The organism is Enterococcus pallens ATCC BAA-351 (genome assembly GCF_000407485.1).
GTDB classification, from domain to species: domain Bacteria; phylum Bacillota; class Bacilli; order Lactobacillales; family Enterococcaceae; genus Enterococcus_A; species Enterococcus_A pallens.
This window is the reverse complement of record NZ_ASWD01000003.1, coordinates 668,871-687,158: the sequence shown is the minus strand read 5'-3', so window position 1 is coordinate 687,158 and position 18,288 is coordinate 668,871. Positions and strand designations below refer to the sequence as shown.

The following is an 18,288-nucleotide window of genomic DNA, read 5'->3' as shown; positions in this document are numbered from 1 at the left end:
ATAAAAACCAATTAGATATTTAACAAATTACACGTTAGAATAAATTCGTAAAGTGATTGTGAAGTAAGGAACTTTATCGATTATCTGAATGTTCGTGAAATTTTTTAGAATTTTGGATGTTTAGATCCTAAGTAACCGCTTTATTTACGAAAAACGTCTAAATCATGAGTTTGTTTATGCCAACTCATGTGAAAGTAATAACTTTAAATAATTTTTAGGAGGAAATAGAAGATGAGAAAAGTACCATTAACTATTAGTTCATTTACATTAGGCACGGAGATTGATTTTGAGGAACGGATTAAAGCAGCAAAAGCAGCAGGCTTTGACGGAATTGGGATTCGCGCTGAAACTTATATGTTAGCAGTTAAGCAAGGCTACTCTGATGAAAGAATGCTAGAAATTCTTGAAGAGAATGATATGAAGGTAACAGAAGTTGAATACATCACAATGTGGACTGATCAAAATAAAACAGCAGAAACACCAAGTACTCTATTACAACAGTTTAAAGAGCAAACAGTTTACCACATGGCGCGCTTGTTCGGCGTAGGCCATATCAACTGCGGTTTAATGGAAAGTGATTCATTGGAAGTACAAATTCAAGCCTTCAAAGAATTGTGCGAACGGGCGAAAGAATTAGTCATCGGTTTGGAATTCATGCCATACAGTGGTGTGCCAGATTTGAAAACAGCTTGGGAAATCGTTGACGGTGCAGGCTGTGACAATGGTATGCTAATTTTAGATACTTGGCATTGGGCTCGCGCTGAAATGACTGCTGAAGATTTGAAGGGTGTACCAGCTGACAAAGTTGTGTCTATTCAAATCTGTGATGTTTTAGAACGTCCATATCCAAAACCAATTTTACGTGAAGAGTCATTGCATGATCGTTTATGTCCAGGTACTGGCTGGGGCGATACAGTAGGTTTCTTGAAAGCCTTGAAAGAGCATGGTATTAAACCTCGTGTAGTTGGAACAGAAGTTATTTCAGATAACAACTTAGAATTAGGCTACCAAAAAGCAGCACAAATGAATTACGACACAAGTATTGATGTAATTAAGCAAGCTTGGCCTGAATTACTAGATTAATTTTACGAATTTAAAAAAAGGGATAAAATTACAAACCGAAATGTAGTATACTAGCTAATAAAAATGAATAGGGATGTGTATACATGTTAGAAGGAATTTCAGGAAGAACGAAATTATACGGCTTAATTGGTAGTCCGGTTGGTCATTCTGGCTCACCTGCTATGTATAATTATGCTTTTGAACAATTAGAGATGGATGCTGTATATCTGGCTTTCGATGTTGATGTTGAAGGGACAGAAAAAGCATTTGACGCAGTAAAAACATTCGGCATGCCTGGCGGAAACGTAACAATGCCATGTAAAGGCGAAGCAGCGAAATACATGGACGAACTTTCACCAGCCGCTCAAATGGTTGGCGCCATCAATACCTTCACTAATGTAGATGGGAAATTAACAGGACACATTACAGATGGTATGGGCTTTGTTGACAATTTAATGGCTCACGATGTTGATCCAAAGGGTAAAAAGTTTGTGGTTCTTGGTACAGGTGGAGCAGCAACAGCTATCCAAGTTCAATTAGCGATTGAAGAAGCAGCATCTATTGCCATCTTCAACTTGAAAGATGCATTCTTCGCGAACGGTGAACGCACAGTTGAACGTGTGAAGGAGCATTATCCAGAATTAGATATTGCGATTTACGATTTAGCAGATGCAGATCTTTTGAAAGAGAAGGTTGCTGAAGCAGACGTATTAATTAATGGCACTGTAGTTGGTATGGGCGAAGGTTCAACACGCACGCCAATCAGCGATACAAGCATTTTCCATGATGAGTTAGTGGTTGCGGATGCAATCTACAATCCACCGAAAACTCAATTGTTAAAAGATGCTGAAGAAAAAGGCTGTAAAACGGTAGGTGGATCAGGCATGCTGCTAGCACAAGGGAAAGCAGCGTTTAAGATCTTTACCGGTAAAGAATTGCCAGTAAGACCTAAGTAAGACTATTTCACCCGCACACCTTATGCTACAGGTGTGTGGGTGTCAAAAAGATGAATGAAAAATGAGGAGTGTCTAAATGAGAGCTAAAAAGTACATTTTGTCCTTATTGACCGTATACTTGTGCTATTTTACACATGGTATGCAGTCAATTATTTTGAGTCAAAATTCAGTTTATTTTTATACTAAGTGGGGATATTCAGATCCATCTGAAGGTGCAGCAGCAGTTTCATTAGCGATTACAGCTTATGGTGTTGGTAAATTAGTCAGTGTTTGGATCGGTGGAGAAATCTCTGATAAAGTCGGTCGTAAGAAAATGGCAATTTTAGGTGCAATTTTATATATTATGTTCTTTAGCGGCTTACTTGTTACTACATCTGTTACTATCGCTGGTATTGCGGCTTTCCTTTCAGGAATTGCAACTTCTGGTTTATGGGATGCAGCACTATATCCAGCGGCGCAAGAGAGTGCCCCGAAGTACTCTGCCTCAGCGTTATTAGGAATTAAATTATTTGTGTCAATCGCAGGAGTGGTTTATCCGTTAGCAGTTGTGAACTTTGCTCAATCGGGCAACCAATCACTAAGCATCATGATTCCATTAGTCTTATCAGTTGCTTGTCTAGTAATGGCAATTATCTCTCCATTTGCTTATGACGATATGATGAAAGAATCTAAAGGGAAAAATGATGGCAAGAAGAATTCTGCTGTTCAAGCAGAAATTGATGCAGCTAAAGCGAAAATGCTGGTTAAGCCAAATATCTTGGTGAACATTATCACCATGCTTTACGGCTTTACTTGTATGGTTATTATGTATGGTGCGCAACAATACACGAAAGCCTTCGGAATTAATAATGTTGGTTTGACTGAATTGCAAGCAGCAGGTATGACATCAATCTACACTGTGGGTTCAATCATCGCCGTGATCTTCTGGGCAATCTTGATGGGTAAATTGAGATGGAATCCAGTGAAGGTATTGTTAATCAACTCAATCTTTACTGCTGTTGCTTTGGGAATGGTAGTTTTGATTCGTCAAACAGCTGTTATCTACATCGCTATTGCGATGATCGGGTTCTTCGCAGCTGGTGGTGCATTGCAAACTGGTTTGAGTGTGCGTCAGCATTTCTGTCCGGGGCCTAAAGGACGTAATACTGGTATCTATTATACCTTTATGAGTCTGGCAACTGTATTCTTGCCATTTATCGTTTCATCAATGACGAGATCAGTTGGTGAAACTCAAGCAGTATCTGTTATGATGGGTGCATTATTAATTGTGGCAGTACTACAAATCTTGATGATGGCTTACTTGATTATGCAGCACACCAAAATCTTTGGTTACAGTGCCTTTGCTAAGATGAAGGACTAATCATCGTTAATTGAATGAATTTTATGGAGGTACGACTAATTTTTTAGGAATTAGTCTCCTCCTTGTTTTCATATTTCGGGATAATGTTTGAATAGTAAGGGAATTTGTTTAAAAATCAGTATCTGAAATTAGATGCGAGGGAATTTTGGGAGGGACCCATGGACGTTATAATTGGGATTTTGTTAATCTGTTCCTTCTTTGGAATGGTAATGTTTTGTATTAAGGGACACAACTTGATGGTTGGTTTCTTTATCATGGCGACAATTTGGACATTTTTGCCGATCATCGGCAATCTGCTTTCGCCTAATGCGGCATTTGATGGCCTGACAATCAATGATATGCTGCGCCAAGTTTATCAGACAGCACCAGAAAAATATGGTGCATCAATCATGAATATTTTCTTAGGAGCCTTTTTTGGCCGGATTTTACTGGATACGGGAATTGCGGCAACAATTATCCGTAAAAGTGTTGAGCTGGGTGGTGATAACCCTGCAGTAATTTTGGCGATTGTGAATGTTATTAGCGGATTTATTTTTACCTCGATGACAGGTGGTGGATCGGTTATTGCGATTGCAGTAATTATTCTTCCAATCTTGTTCTCAATTGGAATACCTAAGGTTATCGGTTTTTTCTCCTTTACCGGTTCAGTAGCAGCAGGAATCTTTTTAAATCCGATTAACTTTGGCCAATATTCCGCTTTCTTTTCCAATTCAAATGGGGGACTAGAGTATACATACAATGACTATTTCCCATTTGGTATTTTAGCTTTTTCTGTAATGATTATCGTGGTGTCATTAGCATCAATGATCTATTTAAAAATGGAAAATCTGACCTATTCATGGGCAGCAACTAAAAATGCAGAAGTTGTTGATGCACCAGGGATTGCTCTAATCACTCCATTTTTACCCGTAGTGGGAGTAATCGTATTCAAGTTGCCAGTAATTCTTTGTTTTATTTTAGCAAGCTTATATGGTCTGGGTGTTTGCGGCGGATTAAAAGGCAGTTTTAGAGATATCTGTCGGACACTTTCACGAATCTTTACCGAAGGGGTTAAAGATGTATCTGCTCTGATCGCTTTTTGGATTACCTTGGCGATGTTTAATGATGCAGCGGTGTATGCAGCACCATACTTTAAGGCAGTTATCGGTGGGGTCATTCCTACTGCACCTTTGGCTTTGTGTATTTTGTTTGGAATATTAGCACCATTAACTTGGTTTAAAGGTCCACTTTCTCTAATTGGTTCGGGTGCCGCTATTCTAGCAGTAGTCAGTCAAACAACCAATTATCCTACCACCTTCTTGTATCCCTTGTTCATCTCTGTGTTGATAGGGATGGCCCACTTCGATATTACCATTTCCTGGAATGCCTGGGGACTTGGATTTAATCGGATTAACAGTGTGGATTATATGAAAGTGGCGCTGATTCCAGGAACTTTAGTGGCTCTGCTTTTGGAAATTGCCAACTTTTTCCTTAACAACCCTTTATAGATTCTAAGAAGTAAGGAGAATATCGACATGAAACGACGCGTTCGAATAGGAATCGATGTTGGTGGTACTCACACAAAGGCGGTGGCCATTAACAATGATACGCAAGAAATTATCGGAAAATCCTCAGTTAAAACAACCCATGACAGTGAACAAGGGGTAGCTGAAGGGGTAGTGAACTCCTTTTTAAAATGTTTGTCTGAGTTTAATATTTCAGCTGAAGAAGTCGTATTTGTTGCCCACAGTACGACTCAAGCTACCAATGCCTTGTTAGAAGGCGACGTAGCTAAAATTGGTATCATCAGTACCGCTCGCGGAAAGATGGAGGGCTGGTTTGCCCGACCGCAAACCAAATTAAAGGATATTGATCTAGGAACTGGCCGAAGTATCTATGTCCGCTCTCGTTTTATTCCTCAAAAAGATTTTGATGAAGCAACAATTTCCCAAACAATTGATGAGCTTATAGCTGAGGGCATTGATGTTTTAGTCGCATCGGCTGCCTTTGGAGTAGATAATTTAAGCTTGGAAGAAAAAATTGCTGAAGTTGCTAAGGGGAAAGGCATTCAAGTGACTTTAGCCTCGGAAATGACTAAGCTGTACGGCTTGTCTCGTCGGACGCGTACTGCAACGATTAATGCTTCAATTTTACCTAAGATGCTGGAAACAGCTAATTCAACTGAACAAAGTGTTCGTTCATCAGGTGTAGACGTTCCCTTAATGATTATGCGTGGTGACGGTGGACTGATGGACGTTGTTGAAATGAAAAAACGTCCAGTATTAACAATGCTTTCTGGTCCAGCGGCCAGCGTAATGGGTGCCTTGATGTATTTACGAACATCGAACGGTATTTATTTCGAAGTTGGAGGAACCTCCACCAACTTAGGTGTAATTAAAAATGGTCGCCCAGTTATTGACTACTCAGAAATTTCGGGTCATAAAACCTACGTAAACTCTTTAGATGTTCGCGTACTTGGAGTAGCCGGAGGAAGTATGATTCGAGTAAGCAAAAGCGGTGTTAAAGATGTCGGTCCTCGAAGTGCCCACATTGCCGGCTTGGAATACTCAGTATACACTCCTGAAGATGAGATTGTTGATCCTAAGCTGGAGCTTTTTGCACCTAAACCAGGGGATCCAGAAGATTATGTAGCGATTCGTTTAGCGAGTGGAAAAGCAGTAACTATTACTAATTCCTGTGCAGCGAATGTTTTAGGCTATGTTACTGAAGAGGATTTTTCACATGGGTATGTCGAATCTGCGCGCAAAGCTATGCAGCCGTTGGCAGATTATTTAGGTCAAACTGTAGAAGAGGTTGCTCGTCAAATCTTAAGCAAAGCTATTGAGAAAATCGAGCCAGTCATTCAATCACTAGCGAAGAAATATCAGCTGGAGAAAAACCAAATGACGCTAGTAGGTGTCGGCGGCGGCGTTGCTTCATTGATTAAATTTGCAGCTGAAAGAATGGATCTGGTTTATAAGATTCCTGAAAATGCTGAGGTAATTTCTTCTATTGGTGTAGCTCTGGCAGCTGTTCAGGATGTAGTGGAACGGATTGTTCCTAGTCCGACCAAATCAGATATTCAGTCAATCAAACAAGAAGTTATTAATATGGCGATTGAAAGTGGCGCAACTGAAGAAAGTGTCGAGGTTCATATTGAAATTGATCCGCAAACCCAAAAAATCACGGCACGAGCTTCAGGTTCTACTGCAGCCCAGGCAACCGAATTGCAAGGGGCAGCTACAGAAGAGGAAGCACGAGATATTGCGGTGCAAGATTTACGGGTTCCAGATAATGAAGTTGAATTGTTAGAAAAAACCGAACAATTCCATATTTTTGGCACCTCTTCGGCTAAGACCGGTGACGCGATTCGGGTAATTGATAAAAAAGGCTTCATTCGTGTACAACGCCAGCATGCGAAGGTGATCAAGACCAATATTCAAAGTTATCTGGAACAGGTAACTAAATTATGGGAAGACATGGCTAACTATCAGAGTGATTTGATTATTCGTCCCGATTTCTATTTCTGTGTTGGACCACGTTTGCTGGATTTCTCCAGCACAGATTTTGCCCAATTAACAATGTTGATTGATATTGAAATGAGCGAAATCGTTGGTACAGATGAGATTATTATCATTGCGGCCAACCGCTTCAAATAAGTACCAGCCTTCTTTTTGAACGCTGTTTTAAGGAGCAAAGCTGTGAATACTGAAAGATTTGTTAGCCAGATGATCCAGCTAAGCCAGCAGAAGGAGGAGTTATTTGCCCACTATTTGCTGGCTCAGGATAATCTCTATCGTAAAATTCCCGAAGAACAACGGAATTCTTTAATTACAAAAGCAATGGCAAGTGGTGAAGCAGCCGCTCAGCAGCTGCAGGGACAAGCTTTGGCTGATTTTCTGGTGGAGTCAGGAATAGGTGTAACCTATGTTGAGGAGACTTCCAGTAAAACTAAGGTTTCCTACACTTTAGCAGAGATTCGTTTGCCGGATCGTATTACCTTAAACCGAACCTTGATCGATTCAGGTCAACAGCTGATTGACCAGCAGACAGGACTGCAATTTTTAATAGAACGAGCTTCAATTTCGGATGTTTTGACGGCCCATGAATTGTTTCATTACTTAGAGAATCGGGATCAGCTGTACACCACGGAAAAACATGTCCAGTACAAAATTGGTCCGTTTTCAAAAACAGCCAGAATCCATGCGTTAAGTGAAATTGCAGCCACGGCCTTTGCCAAGGCGTTCTTCGGTTTAAGTTTTTCACCACTTTTGTTCAATCCAGTGCTGCTGTACAACTTTGACGGAGAATTCAGTGAAGGCTTCATTGAACAGCTGTTGAAGCAGGGAAAGTGATTCATCACTTAAGGCTATGAATTAATTAAAAAAAGCAATTAGTATAAATGGTTAAAGTAACGTATAGTAGATAATAGAGAATAACAACAAAAGGGGAAATCAAACAATGGAAAAAACTTGGTTAGATTTAGCTGGCGACGTTGTCGTAATTACTGGAGCACTAGGCGGAATGGGACGCAAAATTGCAAATGATTTTGCTGAACAAGGCGCTAAATTGGCTTTGGTAGATTTGAATGAAGAAGCAACACAAAGCTATGCTAAAGAATTAAACAATACTTACGGCGTTGAAGCAAAAGGTTACGCGTGCAACTCAACTGTTGAAGAACAAGTAGATGCTTTAGCAAAAGCAGTGAAAGCGGACTTTGGCCGTATTGATGTGTTAGTTCAAACAGCAGCTATCTTAACATTCAGTCCTTTAGAAGATTTAGCATTAGACGAATGGAAACGTACGATCGATGTAAACTTAACTGGTTACTTCTTAGTTTCACAACGCATCGGCCGTGTGATGATCGAGCAGCAATCAGGTCGTATGGTTCATATTTCAACTATTGCTTCAATCGCTCCTGAAACTTACTCTGGTGCTTACAGCCCAAGTAAAGCTGGCGTAAACATGCTGTCTAAAATGATCGCAGGTGAGTGGGGACAATATGGCGTACGCAGCAACTGTGTATTACCATGCTTCGTTAAAACACCATTATCAACTAAATTCTACGAAGATGAAGAAGTAGAAGAAGGACGCAGAAGAATGACTGCTAACCGTCGTATCGGTGAAGTACAAGATATTGCAAATGCAGTTCTTTACTTGGCAAGCAAACGTTCTGACTACACCAACGGTCACGAACTACGTGTTGAAGGCGGATTTGGCAACATGATCGGCGACTTGGTACCAAAACCAGGCGGACGTCGTCAATATGCCATCGATTCAAAGAAACCTAAAAACTAATTAAAATGAACCCAGCTAAGAGGAGCAATGCTCAGCTTAGCTGGGTTTTTGTTTTCTTTCAATTGAGCCAAATAAGAAGAAATACTTAGTTATTCTATATTAAGGTAGTTCTTTTTACCAAATACTTACCCGTTTTTCAGGAGCCAGGTACATCTCATCCTCTGAAGTTACATCAAAGGTTTGATAGAAATCTTCAATATTTTTCACCTGAACGTTGGCTCTTAGTTTATTTGGTGCATGAACATCGACAGCCAATAATAGCTGTGAATACTCTGGGCGTGCTTTCATACGCCAAATGGTAGCCCAGTTAATAAAGAAGGCCTCCAGGTCTACGTCCTCTTCGCGTTTGGCTGCTTCTAAGGCACAGCTTAAACCACCAGCATCGGCAATGTTTTCTGAAACCGTCAGTTTACCATTGACGCTGCCGCCAGCAATCTCTAAACCATCAAATTCCGCAATCATGGCATCGGCTAAGGCTTGGAAATGTTCACGATCTTTCTCGGTCCACCAGTTGTTCAGATTCCCCAGTTCATCAAAGAGAGAGCCGTTGTTGTCAAAGGCATGGGAAATCTCATGGGCGATAACTGCGCCGATCCCGCCGTAATTTGCACTCTTTGATTGCTTCAGACTGTAAAATGGTGCCTGCAAAATCGCTGCCGGAAAGACAATGATATTGCGGAAAGGGTGATAATAAGCGTTGACCGTATCCGCACTCATTTCCCATTCGTCACGGTTTACAGGCTGATTCCATTTACTGAACTGGTCTTCACGGCCTAAACGACTGAAATGCAGTGCATTAGTTAATAATGTTCCGCCTTGTTCAGCAGGTGTTACCTTGAATTGATGGTACAAAGCTGGAATCTCATCAGGATAACCCACGTGAATGCCTAATGTACTTAGCTTCAAAATCGCTTTTTCGCGGGTAGCTTCACCTAACCAGGTATTGTTTGCCAAACGATCTTGATAGACTTGAATCATGGTTTCCACCATTTGTTTGACGTCACTCTTGGCTTGTTCGCCAAAATATTTTTTCCCGTAATAATCGCCCACTACTTGGTCAAAACGACCGGAAGCTAAATAAAATGCGGCTTTTTTCTGTGGTCGAGCTTCGGCTGCACCCGATAAAGCGCGGTTGTAAATACCGCCAATTTGTCGGGCTTCTTCACTTAGATAGCCGGTGAGCGAATTTAGGCTGAGTACCAGCATCCAGCTTTTTACCAATGAAAAATTGTCTGGATTAAGGAAGCTGTCTAATTGCTGGAAGTAATTCGGTTCAGTGACAATAATTTTCTCTGGCAGTTGACCGATCAATTGCTGCATGAGGTCAGCTAGCTTAATATGGCTGCTGTGGGATGCAAATTCTTCCGCTGTTTGTGGATTGTACATTTTACTGTAATCAGCATTTTCTTCGGCACTTTTCACGTGAGGTGCCATTAAGCGGTCAAAAGCTAATGCTTCATCTGTGATTCGTTCAGCCTCAGCATTGTCGTAGCCAGCTAAGGTAAACAGCTGCAGCGTCATATCCTTGAAGATCGCTAAAAGCTGTTCAGCTTGCGGATGATCCTCAGCATAATAGGTTTTGTCTGGCAAAATCAGGCCAGCTGGTCCGGCAAACAGCGCATTGATTGTGGTGTTCTTCATATCCGCATCCACATCTAAGCTGAAAGGCAATGGCAGCCCAGATAATACCCAGTCCTTTAACTGTCCATTTAAGTCGTCAAAGGAATTCAGTTTTTCAATTCGTTCTAGAATTGGTCGAATCGGCTCCATGCCATCCGTATCCCGCTTTTCAAAATCGCTAGCCAATCGATAATAGGCGATATATTCCTTCATCAAATCGTTTGGAATTTCCTCCGGTGCTTCCACCAGCTGATTAGTATCAGCGATTAACAAATCATCAATCTCATCCACTAAATCCTGAAATCCGCCAGTTGCAGGTTTATCCGCGGGTATTTCTGCCGTTTTCAGCCATTCGCCATTCACGGCTTCGTACAAATCTTGTTTTATCATCAATTTTTCCATTTAATACGTGCCCCTTTCCTTCCTTTCTATTATGATATAGACAAGAGAAATACTCAAAACAAATAAACTCAAGGAGCAAAAAAGATGACCTATCCTTTAAATACGTGGATCGAATTGCCGGAGGAACGCTTCAAAGCTTACCGCACATGGCGCACCCCTAGCGGTTTTTTATGCGGAACGTATGCCAGCAGTGTTCTATTAGCCTATTATCAAGATTATGTAGATGAAAAAATGCTTCCAGTCAACCTTAGGCAAAAGGGGTCTAAAGATAATCAAAACCTAATTGCGGCAATGCAGCCAATCCTGCAGCCAATCGATCTGCCTACTATTCCGGCGCAAATCAGCTTTGGATTGAATCGCTTTTTGAAGCAGCAAAAGGTTCAGCGGCGTGCACGCTTTACGACTACAGGGGCTTGGCATCGAACAACCAAACGGATTCTGGCAGGCAAGCCAGTGATGATAGGTGTTTTGCGTTTGTTAGGCAGTACCTATGGGAATCATTGGGTAGTAGCTTATGGCTTTTACGAGGATAGTGAAGGGAAACGACTTTACAAGGTGCACGACAATTGGGGAAATTACAATAAAATCATCCCAGCAAGCTGGGCAAATGGCACAATCTCCTTTCCATAAGAATAAAATTCACAAAAAAAGGGTGAAGTTGTGTTAAACTATTGGTAGAAAATGCTTGGAGGGACACCATGACAGAACAAAATAGCGAAAAGAAATTCAAGATTTTTAGTTTAAATGGCAATCAGCCATTGGCCGAAAAGATTGCAGCTGTTTGTGGAACAACATTAGGTAAGTGTACAGTGAAACAATTTAGCGACGGAGAAATTGCCATCAACGTAGAAGAAACCGTGCGAGGCTATGATACGTATTTAGTTCAAGCCACGAACGAGCCGGTAAACGACTACTACATGGAATTGCTGATTATGATTGACGCCATGAAACGAGCAAGTGCTAAGACGGTTAACGTTGTATTACCTTATTACGGGTATGCTAGACAAGACCGGACAGCCAAGCCTCATGAGCCAATCACAGCGAAACTAATTGCCAACCTTTTATCAGATGCAGGGGCAACTCGGGTACTGACATTAGATTTGCACACTGTTCAAGTCCAAGGATTTTTCGATATCCCTGTAGATAATTTGTTTACCATGCCGCTTTTCGCTCACTATTATCGTGAGAAAAACATGATAGGCGACGATTATGTGGTGGTATCACCGAAAAATAGCGGCGTACAAAGAGCGCGCAGCTTATCGGAATATTTAGACACAACGATTGCGATTGTGGATGAAGCAGAAGAAGGTAAGGCCGACAGTGGGTACGTGATTGGTGATGTTGCTGGAAAAGTATGTATCATGGTAGATGATATTTTAAATACCGGTGAAGTTTTCCAAAAAGCCGCTGCTACCTTAAAAAAGGCTGGGGCGAAAGAAGTTGTTGCCTGTGCTTCTCATGGTTTGTTGTCACCGCCGGCTAAGGAATGCTTAGACCAAGCCGATATTAAAGAAATTTGTATTACTGATTCGGTGTTTACGCCAGCTGAGCGTCATCCGAAACAGTTAAAAATCATTAGCTGTGCTGATTTAATGGGCGAAGCTGTAAAACGAATTCACAACAACCAATCGGTCAGTCCGCTATTCACGGTTGAAAAGAAAGATTTTAAATAGACAATCAATAAAAGGTGCGTTCAATCTGTTTACCGGATTGGACGCACCTTTTTTCGAGTCATTCTTCCGCTAGCAGGTCAGCCGTTTTCACTGCCAGTGAAAGCTGTTCATAGAGGGCAAAATCTGATAAGCTCTGTGTCCCATTACTTAACAGCTCTTTTAGCTTATGCAGTCGATAACGCACGGAATTTTCGTGAATGTCTAATGTGTCAGCCATCATAGATAAATTGCCTTCGCAATGAACAAAAGCCCGGGCGGTTTCCAACAGCTTCTGCTGTTTGGAGGGATCGTTACTAATGATCTTAGTTAAAAGCTGCTGACTATAATGGCGGAAGGTATCTTCCTGATAAAAAGGGATCAACAGCTGATAAACGCCCAGCTCCTCATAGCTGTTAACTCTGCTTTGTGATTTCCTGCTGAATTGAGCACTCACCAAGGCTTCAGAAAAAGCATTCTTCAAATCTGCTGTTTGGCGATAGTCTAAGCTTTTGCCGACGATAAAGTCGCTTGCTGAAAGTCCGATTTGTTGAAAAAGATCAGCAATTAGCGGGAAATGATCTTCTTTAAGCAGGTGTTTCTTCAAGCCTAAAAGGACAAAGAAGCCTTGCTGATAGCTGATACCTCGAATGAAAAAGCTGCTGTGCTGATAATTATTGATCAAAGACAGCCAATGAACAATCGGTGCATTCAAACGATCCGGCAGTAGATAAAATAAGGTATATTTTTTCAAGGATTCTTGCTGAAACAACAAGGTCTGAATCCGTGCTTCAGGAATCGGATCGCCAGCCAGCAGCTCCTCAACCAAGCCTTCCAAAATCTTCTGTTGCCCATCAAAGGAAATGACCTGCTTTAGCTGAAACAAAATATCCTCAAAATGAGGTGTGGCAGATTGCTCATAGGTGAAGATTGGGAAATTGATTTCATCCGCGTAAGCTAGGACCTCAGCTGGTAATTCTTGAAAGAAAATTTTCTTAACAATTAAGCCGCTGACCCCATCTCGATATAGCAGACGAATCGTGTCCACCAGCAAATCAGGATTGTTTTTAGCAAAGTACAAACTGGTGATAACCAAGCTATTTACATCAAACTTTCTTTTAGGATGCAAGCCCTCATCATATTCGTATTCCAAAATGCCTACAGTCGTGATTTCATTTTCTAAGCCGCTTTTTCCTGCTGCCAAGGTCAAGAAATGAAAGTAATCAAAGGATAATACCTCGCGAAGCGCAATACTCATGTCTGTCCTCCCACTGCCATCTAATAAATATGCATTCTAATAGGAATGATTATAGCACTAAAATAGCTGTTTTTGTGCTAATCACCAAAATATAGAAACATATTTGTATTATTTACAAAAAAGTGAACAGCACTAACGAGTATAATAGGAATAACCAAAAAATGTGAGGATAATGGTGAATGAATATTCACTGCTTGGAGGGAAACGATGAAGAAAAGATGGTTAAGTAAATTACCTATTTTGTTACTGGGACTATTCATATTGTTGGCGGGGACAATTACGGGATACGCAGAAGAAGATGACTCGCTGCAAAAGGTGTTGGATCGGGGAACACTAATTGTTGGGACCTCTGCCGATAATCCACCAAAGGAATTTATTCGCATGAACAATGGCAAGGAAGAAATTGTCGGCTTTGACATTGATGTGGCGAAAGAGATTGCTAAGGAATTAGGCGTTGAGCTGGAAATTACCAATATGAAGTTTGATGGATTGATTCCAAGTATTCAAACCAATGAGTTTGATATGGCCTTAGCGGGCTTTAATCCAACACCTGAAAGAAGAGAAATCGTTGGGTTCTCTAATCCTTATCATACCTTACCCTTTGTCATTTTGACGACGAAGGACAAGGCGGAGGTTTTTACTTCAGTAGATTCGCTAACCGGCAAAGAGGTGGCGGCTCAAAAAGGTTCTACTCAGGAAACGATTCTCAACGACTATTTAGGAAATGCTGAGCCTGTTGCGTTAGGCAAGCTGCCGGAGGTCATCGCCGAAATCAATGCGGGAACAGTAGATGCTGGCGTAGTTGGCTGGCTGACAGCCCAGAACTACTTAGATGTATACCCCAATTTAACCATTGCAGATGTAGAGATTGAGGTGCCTGAGGAAAAGACAGCTCAGGTCATTGCTTTTCCCAAAGAGAGCAACGCACTGATTGCACGAGTGAACGAAATCATCGCTGAAATGGAAGAAAAAGGGATGATGGAGGAGCTCTTAGATAAAAATATCGAGCTGGCAAAAGCAGGCGACAGCCAAGATAGCCGCAGTATGCTGAAGACATACGGTCCGCTGTTCCTTAAAGGGGCGGTGACAACGATTGGTGTAGCAATCATCTGTGTGCTTTTCGGGACATTACTAGGTATTCTAATTGCTCTACTGCGAATTTCTTCTAATAAGCTGTTAAAAGCATTGGCAACTTTTTATATTCAAGTGCTTCGGGGCACACCGGCCTTGCTGCAGGTGTTTATTTTCTACTTCGGTCTTTCCATGATTGTCAATATTCCTTCTATTCATGTCTGGGGTGTGAATTTGGCTCGCCTGATTCCCGGTTGTATCGCATTGTCGATTAACTCTAGTGCCTATGTAGCGGAAATTATCCGTTCAGGAATTAATGCCGTGGACAAAGGCCAAAGCGAAGCCGGTTATTCGTTGGGACTAAATAAACGAATGACCATGCGGGAAATTATTCTGCCTCAGGCTATTCGCAATATTTTACCGGCGTTGGGCAATGAGTTTATTTCGATGATTAAGGAAACCTCTTTATTGTCAGTGATTGCCGTTTCTGAATTAATGTTTGTGGCGGATACGGTGAAGGCAGCTACCTATCGAACGATGGAGTCGCTTTTCATTGCGGCGATCATCTATTTCTGCATGACCTGTGTGGTATCGCTGCTAGTGGCTCGGTTTGAGAAAAAACTGGCCCATTCATCTAAAGGCTAGGGGGAGAAAACATGTCTGAATTAATTCAAGTAAAAGAACTGGTTAAGGCCTTTGGCGATAATCAGGTGCTTAACGGCATTACAACTAACGTAAAAAGAGGAGAAGTTGTCGTCGTTATTGGTCCATCCGGTTCGGGAAAAAGTACGTTTTTACGCTGCTTGAACCTGTTAGAGGTGCCTACCAGCGGACAAATTATTTTTGAGGGCACCGATTTAACCGCTCCGAAGACGGAAATTTTCCATGTTCGGGAGAAGATGGGAATGGTATTCCAATCCTTCAATCTCTTTCCCCACAAAACGGTGATGGAAAATCTATGCTTGGCACCAGTTAAGCTAGGACGTAAAAATGAGCAACAAGCCAAAGATAAAGCAGAAGGTTTACTGAAGCAGGTAGGTCTTTCTGATAAAGCAGAAGCCTATCCCAGCTCCTTGTCAGGTGGGCAGCAGCAGCGGATTGCGATTGCCCGAGCTTTGGCGATGGAGCCGGATGTAATGCTGTTTGACGAGCCTACCTCAGCCCTTGATCCTGAGATGGTGGGAGAAGTGTTAACGGTTATGAAGGCGTTGGCTCAGGAAGGCATGACCATGATTATCGTTACCCACGAAATGGGCTTTGCCAAGGAAGTTGGCGATCGGGTACTGTTTATGGATGAGGGAAAAATTGTCGAGGAGGCGGCCCCAGCTGATCTATTCGACCATCCTCAGCATGCTCGAACTATCGACTTTTTAAGCAAAGTACTGCACTAGACAAATTAGGAGGAACCAACTATGTATATTAAGCCTTTCGGTGTCGAACGATGGCTTTCAAATTATGAATTCAATGTCGATTACAACTTAACCAGTACCTCAATCATTCCTTTTTCATTGGATGAACTGCTGGCGGTAACCGGTGAAAATCCAGAGGAAGTAAAAGAAGCGATTTTTTCTTTACGACTAAGCTATGGTGCGATTGAAGGCAATCCTGATTACTTAGCTGGAGTAGCGAGCCTGTACGATTCGCTGGGTCCAGATCAGGTGATCTCTACTCATGGTGGTGTAGGCGCTTCTCATTTAACTGTGATGACTTTAATTGAGCCAGGGGATCATGTGGTTGCGATTTTGCCAGCTTATCAACAAATTTATTCAGTCCCTGAATCAATCGGGGCTAAAGTTGATTATTTGTTTATGGAGAAAGCCGACAATTTTGTGATTGATTTGGACAAACTAGAAACACTGGTTACACCAAAAACGAAAGCAATCTGTTTCAACAATCCCAATAATCCAACTGGACAGGTAGTCAGCGATGAAATCGTTCGGGCCATGACTGAGATCGCTCGCAAAAATGACGCTTATTTAATTTGTGATGAAGCGTATCGCGGGCTGGCTCATGAAGCCGGCTTCGGGTTATCGGTCGCTGACAGCTACGAAAAGGGAGTCAGTCTAGGCAGTATGTCAAAGGCCTTTGCCATGGCCGGTTTGCGTTTAGGCTGGATTGCTACGCAGGATGCTTGGCTAATCAAGGCGGTTGAAATACAGCGAGATTACACGATGATCAGTTGCGGCGGTATTGATGAATACATCGCTGGATTGGCCTTAAAACACAAAGACGTAGTTTGTGAGAGAAACTTAGGCATTGTTCGTCATCGGGTAGCTCTATTTAATGAATGGGTACAAAATGAATCGAAGCTAGACTGTGTGCTGCCTCAGGGAGGTACTGTTTGTCTGCCGTATTACCAAAGCAGTCTGTCCTCGGAAGATTTTTGCCGCAAAGCGATTGAAACCGAGAGTGTCCTGCTGATGCCAGGTTCGGTATTTGAATTGGAAAACTGTTTCCGCATGGGATGTGCCCGCGAACCGGAGGAAAAATTTTTGGCGGGACTGGAACGGGTTTCCAGTTTCTTGAAAACGATCGATTAAGGAGAAAACAATGACACAAATACGCGTATTGAATCAAGCAATGGTCAAAGAAGTTTTATCATTAAAAGAAACCATCCAAACGGTGGAAGATGTTTATCGCGGCAAAGCGAACGAAACAAGCACCCTGTGGCCCATGATTTTCTATGAATTTGATCCAGGAAAAGCTGATATGGACATTAAGTCAGGTTACATGAAGGAGCTGGGAATTTATGGATTAAAGCTGGTTTCCTGGTATGGAAGCAATCCTCAACAACAACTGCCGGCTTTGTTTGGCACCACCATGCTGTTTGACGATCAAACCGGAGCACCGTTGGGCATTGTAGATGCGGAATATATTACCGGCATGCGGACTGGTGCGGCAGCAGCGATTGGCAGCAAATATCTGGCACGCGCTGATTCTGAAACCTTGTTAATGGTAGGAACGGGACATCAAGCGTTGTTCCAGCTGTTGAGTCATCTACTGGTGATTCCTAACCTGAAGCAGCTGCTGATTTATAATCCCTTGGCGCAAGAACAGGCAGCGGCCTTTGCAGCAAACTGCAAGGAACAGTTGCTTCATTTGTTGGACCAGCCGAAAATCAAAGAAGACCAAATCGAAGTACGGGAAAAGATTGCCCAGCTGCAGATTCGAGCAGTGGAAGATATAGCAAGTGCTACCGGCGAGGCTGATATTGTAGTGACAGCTACCCCTTCAAAACAACCGCTGATTCAAGCCGACTGGGTGAAACCAGGAACACATTTCAGCTGTGTAGGTGCTGACATGAGCGGTAAGCAGGAAATCGATGGCGCAATTTTTCAGCAAGCGCGTCTTTTTGTAGATGACCGCAATCAGGCAATCGCTGTTGGGGAAACGGAACAGCCGATTAAGCAAGGCTTTATTAATGAGACAGCGATCCAAGGAGAAATTGGCGAAGTCATTCTTGGCCGAGTAGCAGGTCGAATTTCTAACGAAGATATCACCATTTATGACACGACTGGAATTGCTTTACAGGATCTGGCGGTAACTAAGCAAGTGTTAGATGCTGCTAAGAAAAATGAGATTGGTCAAGTAGTCGATTTATAATACACAGCTCAGGAAAATGGACCGAAAGAC

The 18,288-nt window shown here is 42.1% G+C and carries 15 protein-coding genes; 13 read left to right on the top strand and 2 right to left on the bottom strand.

Going from position 1 to position 18,288, the window contains the following annotated elements:
• Positions 1-231: 231 nt before the first annotated feature.
• The 7 genes from I588_RS15835 (at position 232) to I588_RS15805 (ending at position 8,655) form a co-directional block, all read left to right on the top strand.
• Positions 232-1,083: a sugar phosphate isomerase/epimerase family protein gene (locus I588_RS15835; RefSeq protein ID WP_010759772.1), complete on the top strand. Its 852-nt coding sequence runs from the start codon at positions 232-234 to the stop codon at positions 1,081-1,083.
• 83 nt (positions 1,084-1,166) lie between these two features.
• Entirely contained in the window at positions 1,167-2,018 is an 852-nt protein-coding gene (aroE, locus tag I588_RS15830; protein ID WP_010759771.1) for a shikimate dehydrogenase, read from the top strand.
• Between the two features lie 76 nt (positions 2,019-2,094).
• On the top strand, positions 2,095-3,378 hold the full coding sequence (locus tag I588_RS15825; protein ID WP_010759770.1) for an MFS transporter: 1,284 nt from the start codon (positions 2,095-2,097) through the stop codon (positions 3,376-3,378).
• A gap of 158 nt (positions 3,379-3,536) precedes the next feature.
• On the top strand, positions 3,537-4,865 hold the full coding sequence (locus I588_RS15820; protein WP_010759769.1) for a hypothetical protein: 1,329 nt from the start codon (positions 3,537-3,539) through the stop codon (positions 4,863-4,865).
• 27 nt (positions 4,866-4,892) lie between these two features.
• Positions 4,893-7,016, top strand: coding sequence for a hydantoinase/oxoprolinase family protein (locus I588_RS15815; RefSeq protein ID WP_010759768.1), 2,124 nt, complete (start codon positions 4,893-4,895; stop codon positions 7,014-7,016).
• Positions 7,017-7,058: 42 nt separating this feature from the next.
• Positions 7,059-7,712 carry a hypothetical protein gene (locus I588_RS15810; RefSeq protein ID WP_010759767.1) on the top strand — a complete coding sequence of 218 codons (654 nt, stop codon included), beginning with the start codon at positions 7,059-7,061 and terminating at the stop codon, positions 7,710-7,712.
• Positions 7,713-7,818: 106 nt separating this feature from the next.
• Positions 7,819-8,655, top strand: coding sequence for an SDR family NAD(P)-dependent oxidoreductase (locus tag I588_RS15805; RefSeq protein WP_010759766.1), 837 nt, complete (start codon positions 7,819-7,821; stop codon positions 8,653-8,655).
• A gap of 114 nt (positions 8,656-8,769) precedes the next feature.
• Here I588_RS15805 and I588_RS15800 read toward each other — a convergent pair whose 3' ends face one another.
• The gene (locus tag I588_RS15800; protein WP_034694450.1) at positions 8,770-10,677 is read right to left on the bottom strand and encodes a M13 family metallopeptidase; all 1,908 of its coding nucleotides are present in this window, start codon (positions 10,675-10,677) and stop codon (positions 8,770-8,772) included.
• An 84-nt stretch (positions 10,678-10,761) separates the two neighbouring features.
• On the opposite strand from I588_RS15800, the gene I588_RS15795 reads away from it, so the two are divergent.
• Complete coding sequence (locus I588_RS15795; RefSeq protein ID WP_010759764.1) at positions 10,762-11,307, top strand: hypothetical protein; 546 nt, start codon at positions 10,762-10,764, stop codon at positions 11,305-11,307.
• A 68-nt stretch (positions 11,308-11,375) separates the two neighbouring features.
• Entirely contained in the window at positions 11,376-12,350 is a 975-nt protein-coding gene (locus I588_RS15790) for a ribose-phosphate diphosphokinase (RefSeq protein WP_010759763.1), read from the top strand.
• Positions 12,351-12,408: 58 nt separating this feature from the next.
• Here I588_RS15790 and I588_RS15785 read toward each other — a convergent pair whose 3' ends face one another.
• The gene (locus I588_RS15785) at positions 12,409-13,584 is read right to left on the bottom strand and encodes a PucR family transcriptional regulator (protein WP_010759762.1); all 1,176 of its coding nucleotides are present in this window, start codon (positions 13,582-13,584) and stop codon (positions 12,409-12,411) included.
• Positions 13,585-13,791: 207 nt separating this feature from the next.
• Here I588_RS15785 and I588_RS15780 point away from each other — a divergent pair, with 207 nt between their 5' ends.
• Genes I588_RS15780 through I588_RS15765 form a run of 4 tightly spaced genes read left to right on the top strand, consistent with a single transcriptional unit; the run spans position 13,792 to position 18,258 of the window.
• Positions 13,792-15,300 (top strand): ABC transporter substrate-binding protein/permease, encoded by a 1,509-nt coding sequence (locus I588_RS15780; protein WP_010759761.1) that lies wholly within the window; start codon positions 13,792-13,794, stop codon positions 15,298-15,300.
• A gap of 11 nt (positions 15,301-15,311) precedes the next feature.
• Complete coding sequence (locus I588_RS15775) at positions 15,312-16,046, top strand: amino acid ABC transporter ATP-binding protein (RefSeq protein WP_010759760.1); 735 nt, start codon at positions 15,312-15,314, stop codon at positions 16,044-16,046.
• Between the two features lie 21 nt (positions 16,047-16,067).
• The gene (locus I588_RS15770) at positions 16,068-17,195 is read left to right on the top strand and encodes an aminotransferase class I/II-fold pyridoxal phosphate-dependent enzyme (protein ID WP_010759759.1); all 1,128 of its coding nucleotides are present in this window, start codon (positions 16,068-16,070) and stop codon (positions 17,193-17,195) included.
• Positions 17,196-17,205: 10 nt separating this feature from the next.
• Positions 17,206-18,258, top strand: a complete 1,053-nt coding sequence (locus I588_RS15765; RefSeq protein WP_010759758.1) for an ornithine cyclodeaminase family protein — start codon at positions 17,206-17,208, stop codon at positions 18,256-18,258.
• Positions 18,259-18,288 lie beyond the last annotated feature (30 nt).